5 protein-coding genes, 1 pseudogene and 1 CRISPR repeat array are annotated in these 14,787 nt (G+C 62.2%); of the genes and pseudogenes, 3 read left to right on the forward strand and 3 right to left on the reverse strand.

Annotated features, from left to right (window positions below; all coding sequences use genetic code 11):
• Nucleotides 1-141 precede the first annotated feature (141 nt).
• Nucleotides 142-1,202: direct repeats of the CRISPR family, unit length 37 nt; unit sequence CTTTCAGTATCCTCAAGCGGATCGAGACCCCTGCAAC.
• Nucleotides 1,203-1,901: 699 nt separating this feature from the next.
• Nucleotides 1,902-2,657, reverse strand: a pseudogene (locus ACFMO7_RS11435) (universal stress protein).
• 1,013 nt (nt 2,658-3,670) lie between these two features.
• Between ACFMO7_RS11435 and ACFMO7_RS11440 the strand changes: the two are divergent.
• From ACFMO7_RS11440 to ACFMO7_RS11450, 3 genes are all read left to right on the forward strand, one after another.
• The gene (locus ACFMO7_RS11440; protein ID WP_376795613.1) at nt 3,671-4,411 is read left to right on the forward strand and encodes a hypothetical protein; all 741 of its coding nucleotides are present in this window, start codon (nt 3,671-3,673) and stop codon (nt 4,409-4,411) included.
• A gap of 519 nt (nt 4,412-4,930) precedes the next feature.
• Nucleotides 4,931-7,693: an FtsX-like permease family protein gene (locus tag ACFMO7_RS11445; RefSeq protein ID WP_376795614.1), complete on the forward strand. Its 2,763-nt coding sequence runs from the start codon at nt 4,931-4,933 to the stop codon at nt 7,691-7,693.
• A gap of 317 nt (nt 7,694-8,010) precedes the next feature.
• The gene (locus ACFMO7_RS11450; RefSeq protein ID WP_376795615.1) at nt 8,011-10,800 is read left to right on the forward strand and encodes a GNAT family N-acetyltransferase; all 2,790 of its coding nucleotides are present in this window, start codon (nt 8,011-8,013) and stop codon (nt 10,798-10,800) included.
• Nucleotides 10,801-11,436: 636 nt separating this feature from the next.
• Here the strand turns inward: ACFMO7_RS11450 and ACFMO7_RS11455 are convergent.
• Both ACFMO7_RS11455 and ACFMO7_RS11460 read right to left on the reverse strand, forming a co-directional pair.
• Entirely contained in the window at nt 11,437-12,960 is a 1,524-nt protein-coding gene (locus ACFMO7_RS11455) for a hypothetical protein (RefSeq protein ID WP_376795616.1), read from the reverse strand.
• A gap of 19 nt (nt 12,961-12,979) precedes the next feature.
• Nucleotides 12,980-14,353: an AAA family ATPase gene (locus tag ACFMO7_RS11460; RefSeq protein WP_376795617.1), complete on the reverse strand. Its 1,374-nt coding sequence runs from the start codon at nt 14,351-14,353 to the stop codon at nt 12,980-12,982.
• Nucleotides 14,354-14,787: the final 434 nt, after the last annotated feature.

Here is a 14,787-nt window from a genome sequence, read left to right on the forward strand (position 1 = left end):
ATCGGGCTTCTCCCAGGAGATCATGCAGCGGCTCCCCAGCCGCGAACGGGGGATGCTTCAGCGCTACCTGCTCGATCTGGCCCGGTTGCTGGCGGAAATCAAACGGGTGCTTCGGCCGGGAGGCAGGGCCATCTTTGTGATCTTTCAGTATCCTCAAGCGGATCGAGACCCCTGCAACGAGAGGGTGACCTGCTGCTGCCCGCCTTCCAGCGTCTTTCAGTATCCTCAAGCGGATCGAGACCCCTGCAACGCTAGCGTCTTTGGACGCTAGCGCCAGTGCAATGTCTTTCAGTATCCTCAAGCGGATCGAGACCCCTGCAACGATTGCTACGCTCCCTCTGCCTAACTGGCAGCAATCTTTCAGTATCCTCAAGCGGATCGAGACCCCTGCAACGCAGCAGTCGTCGGGGCGGCTGGCTCGTCATCATCGCTTTCAGTATCCTCAAGCGGATCGAGACCCCTGCAACCTGTGTGATCTGTCGCGAGAGCAGTTACTCGAGTTCTTTCAGTATCCTCAAGCGGATCGAGACCCCTGCAACTGTTGAAAACGTTCGATACGTTCATTGAGGTTAGAAAGCTTTCAGTATCCTCAAGCGGATCGAGACCCCTGCAACGTAATTCCCCTGTGGCACCGCTGGTGCTGCCAGAAACTTTCAGTATCCTCAAGCGGATCGAGACCCCTGCAACATCCGCCTCTGGATCGATCCCATGGGTGAATACCTCCTTTCAGTATCCTCAAGCGGATCGAGACCCCTGCAACAAACAGAAAAAGAAGGGATACGAATGGTGAAAGGTTCTTTCAGTATCCTCAAGCGGATCGAGACCCCTGCAACTCTGAATTCGCTCTATGGAAAAATCGCTCAAAGCCGCTTTCAGTATCCTCAAGCGGATCGAGACCCCTGCAACAGAGAAAAAAAGAGCAGAAGAGAGAAGAATTAGAAACTTTCAGTATCCTCAAGCGGATCGAGACCCCTGCAACTTGGAGAAAGATAACATGCCCAAAGGGTCTGTGCAAGCTTTCAGTATCCTCAAGCGGATCGAGACCCCTGCAACCTCGGATCGATTTCAGAGCTGGCTCACTGGGTCTCAGGACTTTCAGTATCCTCAAGCGGATCGAGACCCCTGCAACCCGGCCCGCACTCGAGCCAGCGCTCAAGCTGCTCTACTTTCAGTATCCTCAAGCGGATCGAGACCCCTGCAACCGACCCCCCCGAAAACCCCTCCGGGAGACATCTTTCATATCTTCTAACGATTCAGGCCCCGTTTTTGGCAACTGAGCGCCTCGCCCTTTCCCACTTTCCCCCTCATTTCCCCCTTGGACCTCGGCGCGTTTCGAAACTCGTTGGCTGCAGCGCTCAAGGGGCGAGTTTCGAGGAAGCGACAGATCACTTTGCTTGATTCTAGCGGCAAGAACTGCACTTCTTCGGCCCAATCGGGCCAGGGTGGAGCGTCTCGGACGCTGGCCCCGAACGAGTTTCGAATCAGGCCCTCAGATGGGCCATGGTGGAGGGGGGGGAGATCTCCCCCATCTCTCCGACGCGGTCTCTTTCCCTCTGTCTTCGCCGGTCAGGTCCCGGCGCCGGCGGCACCACGGCAGGAGCCTGGAGCACGAGTGCGGGAACGGAGCAACCAGAATCCCCGCCCGGCCAGGGAGGGGCTGGCTCAGTGATCCCCCTTGCGGCTGGGCCTCACTCCTCCTGACGAGAGGCCCCACCTCCAAGGCCGGCTTCCCTCCCTCCAGGAGGGGCCTTGCCGGAAGCGCCGTGCCGGAAGCGAGGGCCATGACGCTCCTGGCCTGAACCAGGCGGGCCGTGCTTCCCCGAGCAAGGCGCGGCTCACCTGCCTTCAGGACGCTCCCCTTCCTCCGGTCAGGCTGAGAGACCAGCCAGGCGCTGCGGCCCTCAAATGGTCCTGGGACGCGGCCCGGCTTGCCTCGCCTGACCCCCTCCAGTTCCTGCCGCAGGTGGCCGGGCGAGCGCGGGAGGGACTTCCAGCTGAGCGGCAGCGAGCGGCTCCTGCCGGCCCGGCGGTTCGCGCCCAGCCCCTCCTGCTGTGAGCGGTCCTGTCCGGGGCTGGCTCTCACCCGGGGCAGGACCAGCCCGCGCAGACGGAGAGCGCTGCCTGTGGGAGCGGCTTCCCCCCCAGGCCCCAGGCAGTCCAGCCGTCTCCACGCGAGAGCACGCGCCGGAACCAGCGCCACAAGGAGGAGACGGCCCTGCTCCCTCAGGCAGAGACCTGGGACTCTTGCGGGCTGCCCGCCGCGCCATGCTGCCAATGATCCAACGCCGCAGACGGCTGGCAGTATGGCTGCACAAGACAATCAGGTCGACTCGCTCCAGGCACGCCGTAGCAAAGACCGTCGGAGCCGGAGAGCCAAAGGCAATTTCTTGCTCGACGGGAAGCTGATCCAGGATCTACGCGTGACGTTGGACAGCTTCGTTGAGATAGCGAGTGACACTGGCAATCTCCTGCTCGCTCAGGCTGGCCGAAGGATCAAAGAGCGCTCCGCCATCGTAGACCATGTTCGGCGGGGGCCAGTCGATGACCCGCAGCAGAATCAATGACCCCTGGGCCGCTCGCGCCAGACGGGCCGCTACTGGGATAGAGCGCTCGACTGTCGGCGTACCGTCCAGGGGCACCAGCAGATGTCGAAACATGAGAGCCTCCTTTCTTTCCAGTCTTGCTAGCCTGTGTCCAGACTCAGCTTCTGCCAGCAGTGCAGTTTCATTGCGGCACGATCCGGCCTACTCCCTGCCGCCCTGCTATCTGCTTCTGTCCTGAGCATAGCCGCCGCTCACGACGCCATCACGTGGCCCTCGTTGCACGTCGCAGACTGCTCGCCTTCGCCGCAATGAACCGCAGGGTTGCTTCCCTTCCCGAGCAGGCCATGGCTGTAACCAGGAGACCAGGCAGCGGTACAGTCTGCTTCCGACCTTGCGCTTAGCCAGGCAGAGCAGCGGTATCTCAAGAAAGTCAACAGGTCGGTTGACGCAGGCAACAACCCTTTGTTCGCCGCTCTGGCCTCCTTCCTTCCACCCTCATCGGGAGAAGCTGACAGGCTGCACTATCTCAGCAGCGGCCCAGGGATCTCGCCGGCGGGATGGAGAGGGCAGCGATCTTTCGGGGGAAAGCGAAGGAGACAAGGGGACAGCCTGGCCCATTGAGCCAGCCTTAGCAGGAGGCCGGACCAGGCTTCTCTCACGGGGTAGTCGTGAGTTCCACCCGGCAGCAGGTTTCTTCTCTTGTCCTGTCGCCAGCAATTCCGGTTCTTTTCTTCGTTCAGACAGCGGTCAGCAGTTCAACGACCTTAATGCGAGGGCCAAGGCAACCTTGTCGTAGCGTTCGCCGTTAGCTTGCAGGTCTGTGGCCAGGTTCATAGCTTTTAACGGGGCGCTGGGATGCTCTGTATCCATCAGATCAAAAGGCTGGCAGAAGCGTTATACAACTTATAAAGGTCTGGTTTCTTCTTCAGAGCCGGCTCGTTTGAGGCAGCCATCTTTTGAATCGGTCTTGTTGTCTTAAATAAGTTTTCTTAGGAAAGACAGAAAGCAAGCTCATTATGAAAAAACTTATCAGTGTTCTTCTTTTGATAGCGATGGGACTGCTGGCTGGTTGTGGTTCCGCTGCCACAACCTCCTCCGCAGGAGAAGCGACAAAGGAGCCGACTCCGGTGGGTCCTACCGCAGCGGTCACTTCGTCACCAACCACCCAGACAGCGGGAGGGCCTTTCAAGGTCACCGCCGTTGATATGGCGGTCAAGCCGGCCTCGATAGCGAACCTGCCCTGTGGCACCACGCTCACGGTGACCTATACGGCCACCTTCCACGTGGCGCCAGGCAGCAGCGGCGGCACGATCCAGTTCAGCTATACTATTAATAACGGGCGAGGAGAGCGAGCCGCCAGCCTCTACTTCCAGCCGGGGCAAACGCTCGGAACCTTCAGCTTCACCTGGAACGGGGCGCTACCGGTGGATCACACCGCCCCTGGTGCTGGCGGCGTCCAGGTGAGCAGTCCAAACCAGGTCACCTCTTCGCTGCTCGCCCCGACTGGCCAGTGCTCGCCGACCGCTTTCCGAGTCACCGGCGTTACTATCAGCGTTAGCCCGGCCTCGATCGCCGGTCTGCGCTGCGGCACCTTTCTGACGGAGAAGTACACGGCCACCTTCCATGTGGCGCCAGGCAGCCTGGGAGGTGTGGTCAGGTTTGGTTACACCGTCAATAACGGGCGCAGCGGAGGAGACGATACACAGACCCTCACCTTTGCCCCTGGGGTCACCACGATGACATATACGTTCACCTGGAGCGGCCCCTTGCCCGCTGATCACACCTTCCCGGAGCCGGGTGGGGTAGCTGTCTCCAGTCCCAACGTCCTGCAGTCGCCTCTGGTTGGTCCCACGGGGAGCTGCAGCTAAGCAGCCTCTCCTCTCACCTGGCTGCCACCAGACCTTCAGGCAGAACCAGCGCCAGAGCTTTCAGGCACGGGGCATCCTCCGGCCTTAGTCGGTGGGTGCCCCGTCTCTGGCCACCTGATGCTTTTCCCCTTTGCTCTTCGAAGAAAGAGCTTACTTCCCCAGGAGAAGGGGCAGGGTGTCCAGCCAGGCTCAACACAAGAGGCAAGAGGCCGAAGCGCCACAAAGTCCCCAAAAGCGCAGGAGCCAGAGTCGCCGCCGCTGCGAGCAACAGGTCCGGGCGAGAGCATCCAGGCTGACCCCCAGCCTTTGCCCGAAGGGAAGTTATGGCGCTCGCTGGCGGCCTCTTTCGAGACTCGCCTGGCGGATGCGCCCCTTCCCCTGCACCGGAGCAGGTTTTTCTGTGAGCGCCGGCCCATATAGGATTGTCCAGCTATGGTGATGAGGTGGATTACTGGCTGCGTAATCCTGAATAGGAGGGAGGAGCAGGAAAGAGATATGAAGCGCTGAAAGGAGAAGCTGATGGCGTACTATCTCTGGCTGGGGCTGCGCCAACAGCGGGGGCGAAGCCTGCTCATCTGCGCCGGCTTTCTGGTCGCCGCCTGTACGCTTCTGTTGCTCTCCGCGACTACGCAGACCACCGTCTTGCGCACAACGCAGCTCGTCAGTCAACACTGGCGGCCCATCTACGATCTGCTAGTGGTTCCCTCCCACCAGGCTCCGCCTCCTCCAGGATCCAGCCTTCCTCCCGATCAATTTGAGAGCTACGCAGGCGGAATTAGCCTGGAAGAGTATCAGCAGATCCAGCACCTGCCTGGGGTCAGCGTGGCCGCCCCTCTTGCCTTTATCAGCTATGTCCAGTACCCAGGGTCAGCCATCGATTTTGGCTCTTACCCGCCGGGCTTCTACAAGCTGAGCTGGACTCTGACGGCCTTCAATGGACTCCAGCAGATCACCGAATATCAAGCCACTACAATCGTCTACTCTTCCCCCGCTCCTTGTACAGGATACTGTCTCCCGCTCGGTGCGGCCCAGCTGGCGCCATTGCGGGCGATCGGGGTCGGGGACTACTTTTATGCCTCCGGCGGTTATCTGACCGGCGTTCCCAACCCCGGGGCCTTCCTGCTGGCCGCCATTGACCCCGAGGCAGAAAACTCGCTCGTGCACCTGAACCAGAGTCTGACTTTTGGGGATCCCCTGCCTGAAGAAACGGCGCTCGCTCGCGACTCCGCAAATCCCACTATCGGGGGAATGCATCAAGGGGAACAGGTCCCTAACTACGACGTGCCCCTCCTGATCAATACCCAACCGCCCGGCTCCATCACTCTGCACGCCTCCTTCAGCCGCCTGCTCACAGCGAGCATTGACCCGCAGCGGATCGCGGCCCTAGGTGGCAGCGCCTATCTCAATCAGGCACCAGAGCGGACAATCTTTGTCGGCGACGTCCCCTTGCCCCAAAACGATCTGCGGCTCTTCTCCCTGGGCAGCGAGCTGACAGTGAGCGGCTCCTCCCTCTCGATCACCCCCGGCCCTACGAGCTTTCTCCTGACATTCACCGCCAGGCCAGCCAGCCTGACCTATCGTCCGACGCCGCCGCCTTCTGGCGTCAGCGGACCGGCCTACGCGCTGGTTCCCAGCCCGCAGCAAAATCCTCCAGGCAGCGGGGGAAGCGAGGTCGCCTTTCGCCCTCTGAACCCTCTTCCTGGCAGGCTGGAACCGCAGAGTGAGATACTGGGTTACACCTACCAGACCACACTTGACACCATTTATAACGGCGCGGCCTACACGGCCAGGCCCATGGGGCGATTTGATGGCCGTCGCCTCTCGGCGGCCTTTGCCGATGCGCTCAACTGGCTACCGGAAAATACCTATACCCCTGCCCCCGTTGTACTTCGCTACAACGCCCAGGGCCAGCCGACGCGCCCCGTCTCTCTTCTGCCGACCACCAATCAGGCCGGCTTCACACTTGAGCCGCCCTTTGCCCTCACTACCCTGGCCGCCGCTCGCCAGATTCTCGGCGATCGCTGCATCAGCGTCATCCGCGTCCGCGTGGCGGGCAACGTCACGCCTGATCAGGCCGGCTGGGAGCGAGTGGCGCGAGTGGCTCAGGAAATCCACGAGCGCACTGGCCTCGGAGCCATTGTGACCCTGGGGGCCTCGCCGCGTCCGACCCTGGTCTATGTTCCTGGCCTCAGGGCCGGACAAATGCCGGGAGTGACGCAAACCATTCCTCCACTGGGTTGGGTTGAAGAGCGCTGGATCACCATCGGCGCCGGTCTCCTCTACCTCAACCAACTCAGCTCAACGCAAATGGTCCTGCTGCTTGTGATTGTCCTGGTCTGCCTGGGTTCAGTTCTGGTAACCATTCAGGCGCTCATGGTTGCCCAGCGACGCGAATTTGCCATCTTAGTGGCCCTCGGCTGGCATCCCCGGCACCTGGCAGCTCTCTTGCTCGGGCAAGTACTGGCTCTCTCATTGAGCGGGGGCCTGGCCGGCCTCGGCCTGGCCCTGCTCCTCTGCCTTCTGCTGGGGCTTAGCCCACCCGTGTCGCTCCTCGCCTGGGCGCTGCCGGGCCTGTTTGGGCTGGCCCTTTCGGGTGTCCTCCTGCCTCTTCAGCGCCTCTGGCGGCTGCAACCGGCCATCCTGTTTCGAACAGGAACAGCGATCAGGCCGACGAGGCCCAGGGGCGCCCATCTCCTCGGGCATAGAAGCAGCACCTGGGGGAGCTGGCTTGCTCCTCTGGGCACCCTGGCGGTACGCAACCTGCTCCGCACGCCGATTCAGACGCTGCTGATGGCCAGCAGCCTGCTCCTGTCGACGGTTCTGCTGGTAGTTAGCGCCAGCAGCCTGCTTGCGCTTCGTCAACTGCTGCAGGGCACCCTTCTGGGACAGGAGGTCCTGCTGCAAACGGCAGGGTCGCAGCTTGCGAGCGTCGCCTTCGCGATCCTCCTGACGTTCCTGAGCGTAGCTGATCTACTGGCACTACAGGTTCACGAGCGCCAGAGCGAGATCGGCCTCTTGCAGGCGGTAGGATGGCCTCCTTCCCTGGTGCAAGGGGTCATACTCCGCGAGAGTGTTCTGCTCGCTTTGGCGACGACGCCGCCGGGTATAGGCCTGGCGCTCGTCCTCTTGCGCTCCCTGCAGTTCTGGCCCTCTGTGGAGTCATTGCTTCTGGTGGGAGTGGGGACCATCTGCTTTCTGACGCTTGTCGCTGCTCTGGCAGCACTTCCAGCGTTGCGCGCCATCAGCCGTCTGCGACTGCCCGATCTCCTGAGACGGGAGTAGGGGGGCCGGTCCAGTTCGGTTCGGTGACCAGCGCCAGAGAGGGGAGGCCAGGCTGTTGCCTGGCCTCTGTGAATCGGGCATGCACCTGGAGCAGCCAGAGAGCGCCATCACATTCTGATGGGCAGCCTCCTGGCAGGACCCTTCTGCCACGATGCCAGGTGACAAGAGGAGGCTCTCCCCTGCCTGACCGGGGCGAGTCACTGGCCCCATCGCTGTGATGGCTTTGTGAGGTTCTGATCCCGATCGGAGAGCCTCTTGAGAGATTGCGGCGCTAGGCTGTTGACAGATCACTATCCGCGCAGGAAAGGAGCAGAGCCGTGCAGCCATCCTCTGGAGAGCCGGAGCGAGAAGCCCTTGCGGGAGCCGCTCAAGCGACAAGCCTCTTTCACTTGCCCCACGCACATCCGCTGCACGCCCTCTTTGAGCCGCGCAGTGTTGCCGTTATTGGGGCCACCGAACGAGCCGGCAGTGTTGGGCGGGCCGTCCTCTGGAATCTCATCAGTCACCCTTTTGGGGGCACTGTTTTCCCTGTGAATGTGCGACGCAGCAGCGTGCTGGGACTGAAAGCCTATCCCCGTCTGCAGGCCCTGCCCGAGCCGGTTGACCTGGCGGTAATTGCCACTCCGGCTTCGACTGTGCCAACCCTGATCGCCGACTGCGTAGACACTGGGGTCAAGGCAGCGGTGATTCTCTCTGCTGGCTTTCGAGAGACTGGGCCCGCAGGTCTGGAGCTGGAGCAGCGGATTCTGGAGCAGGCGCGCCGGGGCCATCTGCGCCTCCTGGGACCGAATTGCCTGGGAGTGATGAACCCTCTGAGAGGTCTCAATGCCACCTTCGCGCGGGTCATGGCCTTACCAGGTTCTATCGCTTTCCTTAGCCAAAGTGGGGCGCTCTGCAGCGCGATCCTTGATTGGAGTTTGCGGGAACGGATCGGCTTTAGCAGCGTGGTCTCCGTCGGCTCGCTGCTCGATGTGGGCTGGGGAGACCTGCTAGCCTACTTGGGGGATGATCCCCAGACCAGGAGTATTCTGCTTTATCTGGAGACGCTGGGCGATGCGGGTGCATTTCTGTCAACCGTACGAGCGGTGGCGCGGCGTAAGCCGGTGATTCTGCTGAAGGCCGGGCGCGCTCCGTCAGGATTGCAGGCAGCGATCTCACACACCGGCGCCCTGGCGGCCCGCTATGACGTCGTTGAGGCCGCCTGTCACCGCTGTGGAGTGCTGCTGGTCGACCAGCTCGCCGATCTTTTCGCTCTGGCTGAAGCTCTGGCTCATCAACCGCACCCGCAGGGGCCGCGCCTGACTATCGTGACCAATGCGGGTGGTGCTGGTGTGCTGGCCGCCGATGCCCTGGCAGAGGCCGGTGGCGAGCTGGCTCCGCTGGCCGAGGCCACGCGGAGAGAGCTGGACAAGTATCTCCCCGCTCACTGGAGTCACCAGAATCCGGTGGATTTGCTCGGCGATGCCGACCCAGAGCGCTACGCCAGGGCCGTTGAGATCCTGCTCCAGGATCCGACCAGTGATGGTCTGCTGATCATGCTCACTCCCCAGGCGATGAGTGAGCCAACGCGCACTGCTGAGCGGCTTCAGCAGGTCTGGTCTGCCCGCCACCCTTCTCTACCTGTCCTGGCTTGCTGGATGGGCGGCAGTAGCGTCGCGGCAGGACAGGAGATTCTTGCGCAGGCAGGCATTCCTACCTTCGCGTCGCCAGAGGCCGCAGTGCGCGTCTTCTGCGCCATGTGGCGACACAAAGTTCACCTGACTAGCCTCTACGAGACGCCCTGGGCCGTGGCTGAGCCGGAGACTCATGTTTCCAGGCGCGAGCAGGTGGCACGGCAGCTCTCTTCGATCCGCCAGAGCGGGCGGAGCATCCTGAGCGAGCCCGAGGCAAAGGCCCTCTTGAGGGCCTACGGGATCCCTACCGTTGAGACGCTGGTGGCCAGGACTGAAGAGGAGGCTGTCCAGCAGGCCGAGACGCTCGGTTTTCCCGTCGTACTCAAGCTTCTCTCGGAGCAGATCACGCATAAGAGTGCGATCGGCGGAGTCCAGCTCTGGCTGCACACAGCGGCAGAGGTACGGGAAGCCTACCGGCGTATTGAGGCCGCTGTCAGACGGCAGGCAGGAGCCGAACAAATGAAGGGCGTCACGGTGCAGCCGATGATTACGGCCCCAGGCTATGAGCTGATCGTGGGCAGCTTCTGCGATCCCCAGTTCGGGCCGGTGCTTCTCTTCGGCGCTGGCGGGCGCCTGGTGGAGGTCCAGCACGATCATGCCCTCGCCCTGCCGCCCTTGACGACCACTCTCGCCCGACGCCTCATGGAGCGCACTCAGCTCTATCAAGCGCTTGCGCGCGGGACGGCGGGCATTCCGCCGGTCAAGCTGGCCGCCCTGGAGCGCGTCCTGGTGAGCATGAGTATGCTCCTGGTCGAACAACCTTTGATCAAGGAGATCGATATCAATCCCCTGCTGGCCACCGGCGGGGAAGACGTGCTGGTCCTGGATGCTCGTGTTGTCCTCCATCCCAACACTGTGCCGGCGGATCAGCTCCCTCGTCCGGCGATCCGCCCCTATCCGCTGCAGTACGTCGGGAGCTGGCACCTGCCGGATGGTACGCCGGTAGTGATTCGTCCCATTCGCCCTGAAGACGAGCCTCTGATGGTGCGTTTTCACGAGACGCTGTCAGAGCGCACAGTCTATTTGCGCTGGCTGCATATGCTTGGTCTGAGCCAGCGGACCGCCCATGAGCGCCTGGTGGACCGCTGTTTCATCGACTACGAGCGCGAGCTGGCGCTCGTGGCCCTCTGGCGCGATCCTGCACCAGGGCAGGGGGCAGAGGCTATCATCGCCATCGGACGCCTTATCAGACTTCCCAGGGGCGACGAAGCGGAGTTTGCGCTCCTGGTGAGCGATCGCTTCCAGCGGCAAGGGGTGGGGAGTGAACTCCTGCGCCGACTGATCGAGGTCGCGCGCCAGGAGGGTCTGAAGTGCCTGCGAGGGTATCTGCTTCCGGAGAATCGGGCCATGCAACAGCTCTGTCGACGCTTCGGTTTCCGGCTCGCTTATCAGCCTGCGGAGGGGCTAATGGAGGCACTCTACGAGCTGGGCTGAAGGCAGCCGCTGGTCTGCAGACGATGCAGGCCGCTTTGCCCTCAGCGACAGTACCGGCTGGCTGACTGGCTCTGGTGATCTGGCTGGCTGCCGATCTTTGCTCCGCGAAAGGGAGCAGTCGCGCGCGAGGTGGTGCCGGACAGAGGCCGCTAGCTCTGGTAAGGCGGCAAGCGCATCCCTGCTTTAGCCTCGAGAGGTTCCTACCTGTCTCTGTAGCACTGGGAGGCTCCTGGTCGGAGAGACTCGACGGGAGGCGCTGGCTGCTGTCGTTGGCGATCTCTCTTCCAGGAAAAGCAGCCTCCGCACCGGTCTGCAGGCAAGCCCGGTTGTCATCCGCCGGCCGCTCGCCAATGGGAGCGGCTAGGGAAGGGTGTCTCTGCCTCTGAAGAAAAGGAGGCATGAATGAGGTGCTCACAGCCGTGTCTGGAAAGCAGATCAGGAGGGCGTTCCTGCGACTCTCGGTAGTCGCGACAGGTGTGGCACCTCGTTCCAGGCGTGGCTCGTGGCCTTGGTAGTCGTTTTTGCTTCATTCATGAGTCTCCTCGACCAGGCAGGGGAGTCGTGACACTGCCTCGTCGCGCTTACAGTCTGTCTTTGACAGCCGATCTTGCTTGCTTGAAGAGAGGAGAGCCTTGATCAGGCCGGCTCGGCCTCCTGGCTGTGGGACGGCAGCCACAGCGCCTCCTCCCAATGGGAGAGCTGTCTACGCTGATAGGGAGCCAGGTCCCTCTCGAAGCGGCGGAGGATTTCCAGCAGCCTGGAGGCCAGTCCGTGCTGGTGGCGGGCCAGGGTAGAGACAAGCAGGCGCTCGCCGAGCCGCCAGCCTCTCTCAAGATCGACGTTCAGGCAGTGGAAGAGCAACAAGGTTTGATAGGTTTGCCAGACCGGCCCAGCCAGCTCCCGCCGGGCCTGCAGTTCGCGCTCGCAGAGGCGCATCACCGCCCGGCTCACCTCGCGGCGAAAGCGCCGATCAGGGTCCTGGCGTTCCCAGCCATACTGCAGCAGCAGCCAGCGGATCTCTTTGGACAGGGCCACGCACTTCATATCGCTGCTCATGCGCACGGCAGACAGAGAGCGCAGCTCTTCTCGGAGGGCTGCCTCTGTGGAAGCCGGCTCTAGTCGGGGATCGGAGGGCAGGTGAGCCAGGAGGCCCGCGAGCCAGTCCAGCGCTACTCCCGGCTCGTTGGGTCCGGGAATGAGGTGAGCCAGCACAAGGAGCCACCAGGCCAGGGGCCTTTCTGGGGCGATGAGCCAGGCAGCTAGCCGCTCGTCAAAGGCGTCCTGCTCGAGACGGGCCAGCTCAGCCGGGGGCAGATGGCTGTGCGCCAACAGGTTGCAGGTCAGACGCACCAGTGCCGGAGAGCCGCCAGTCAGAGTCGCCAGGCGTTCACAAAGGGAGACTGGAGGCCCATCTGTTGGCGAGATCAGCCCTTCACGCTCGAGCGCGCGCTGAATGTCTTCCGCCGACCAGGGCGGCAGAGCCAGCGAGTGAACCTCTCTCTCTCGCCCACGCCAGAGCGGCTGGCACCAGTCGAGAGGTTGACGACTGGCGATCAGTACCTTGACGCGCGGAAGGCCGAAGCGCTCTGGGAAGGGTTGGCCTGGGTTGAGTACGGTGAGCTGAGGGTTGGCTGCCAGCAGTTCAAAGCTATCGTAGACCAGCAGGAGGGTTGGCTTCCGGGCTGGCAGCAGCGGTTGCAGGATCTGCAGATCGCGGGCGAGGGCCGCCCAAAGCTGTTCTCGCAGACGCGCATCAGGCAGTTCGTGCAGGGATCGTGCCGCTCTCAGCGAGTCTCGGGCGCTCAGGGCGGCGAGTGTCTGAGCGAAAGTCTGGGCCTGCCAGGGGGCATAAGCGGCTTGCAGGTGCGTAACCACCCGTTGGGTGATCACCAGGCAATCGTGATCAGCGGCCTGGAGTCCATCAATCTGGACAATGGGCAGGTGTGGAAAGCGCTGGCGCGCCAGGGTCACCCAGTCGTGTAGCAGCCAGCTTTTGCCGCAGCCGCCCCGAGGGTGGGCGTGGGCGTTGGACCCCTCATCGTGAATGGAGAGCACCCATGGCTCTTCACTTGTAGTCTGCTCGAGCCAGCGCAAAAAGAGGGCGCGCTCATAGTTTCGCTCAGGCCAGGCCCCGAGTGGGCTTCCATATCCTTTCTCCATGATGTGCTTTTCCTCCTGGCTAGTCGTTGTGTTCGAGTGCCTGCAGTCCCAGCAGCAAGGGTGCCGCATGCACACCCAGGGCCTCCTGCAGGTCCTGATCCTGACGAAGGTCCTCAGAAAATTGCGCGCGTAGTTCAGCCGGTTCCTGGCGCAATGCGACAAGCAGGTCGCGAGTCATCTGGGAGATGGCTGCCGGTTCCAGGCCGAGTGTGCGATGGTAGAGCCATTCGCGCAGTGAGCGGAGGCGATCAGTGCCGGTCATGTTCCCGGCCTGACGCCGATTGAAGGTGGCCAGCCAGCGATGAAGCTCCAGCAGACGCTCCGGCTCCTCCATGTGCCAGCTCAACAGCAAGAGGCGGCGCAGCGGCGCCTCAATGGCGTAGCCGGCTCGCTCTGGGGACCAACGGAGGGCGTTGGTCCTCGCACTCAACGCGCGCAGCAGGAAGAAATAGCTTAGAGGTGTCTTTTGTGCCAGCGATGGTGAGAATTGTTCAATTAGCTCTTGCAGCAGGAGAGCGGTGAAGCGTCGCGGTACCGCCAGTAGGCGCAGCAGAGTCTCTGTGGTTGCCCGTTCCTCCAGAGGAAGGAGCGTCAGCACTCTCTGGCGGATGACGCGCTCGTTCAGGAGCTGGCAGAGTTGGCGCTGCTTGTTAGGCTGGCGAGGCAGCAGGCCGGCACGCAGGGCTTCGTTGAGTACTTCCAGCGCTAGCGGATAGCCCCCAGCCCAGCGCCAGAGCCAGGCGTGTTCCTCAGCCGAGAGTACCAGGCCATGAGCCGCCAGATAGGCCTCGCAGGCTGGACGGTCCAGCTCGCCCAGTTCGATGGCTCTCAGGCCGCCCATGATGACCTGTTCCTCTTCAAAGGGCAGAGGATGGAGGGCTGTCAGCACTATCAGGAGGGGCGCTTCCGGCCCCAGCTTGCCGAGCAGGGAGGCTACCAGGTGCATCAGTCGCTTGTCGCCGACCTCCACTGCGTCCAGCAGCAGCACCACGAGGTCGTGTCGCGCGAGGAGGGCACGCAGTCCCTGGATGATTAGCTGCGCTGGCTGGGCAGCGTTATCGCGCTCCGCAGGGCTGTGTTCCTCTGGGACAGGCGACAGCGATGCGCTGGAACCAGGTGGTTGCGAGGGTGGTTCTTGCTGGGGGAGCTGAAGCAGCAACTGAGAGACCAGAGCTTCGGGGCCGGCTTCTGGGCCGAGATCGACCCAGAGAACTGGCAAACTCTGCGCCAGACAGCGCCGCTGGATCTGCCGCAATAGGGCGGTTTTGCCGATGCCGACGAGGCCGTACAGTTCGATTAGCCGCTCGCGTGGCCGTCGCTCCCGCAGTGCCTGTAAGGCTGCTTCGATCAGATGCAATTCGGTCTCTCGATTGAGAAAGACTTCATGTTCCATACGATCAGTTCTCCTAGTCGACTTTCCACTGGTTGCATAGAAACGGGACGCCGACATTGCTGCCCGTGAGAGGCCTGGGCCTGCTTTCTCAGGCGATGGCTGTTCTTTCTCTTTGGTTGGTAGCTGTTTTGCCTGCCTTCCGCGGCAGGCTTTGACCTGGGTCAATCGGTCAAGAGGGGACTGGCAGCGCTGCCTCCAGGGTCCCTCGCGGGCACCCGGTACGAGTGGCATCGATCTTCTCACGATGCATCGTTATAAGAAGTATAGAATAAATAGTTAGAGAAAGCATTCTCAGTAGATGAGTATTGAGTGATCACATGGTTCCTTCCCGCTTGCGACTGCTGACCCGCAAGCGCGGGTTTATGAGAGGAAACGGGAAAATCATCTCTCTGACTGCTGGAGGGCCGCCGCTGGAGGAGCAATCTGCTGCTGTA

Origin of the sequence: Thermogemmatispora sp. (assembly GCF_042408735.1) — a bacterium.
Classification (GTDB): Bacteria; Chloroflexota; Ktedonobacteria; order Ktedonobacterales; family Ktedonobacteraceae; genus Thermogemmatispora.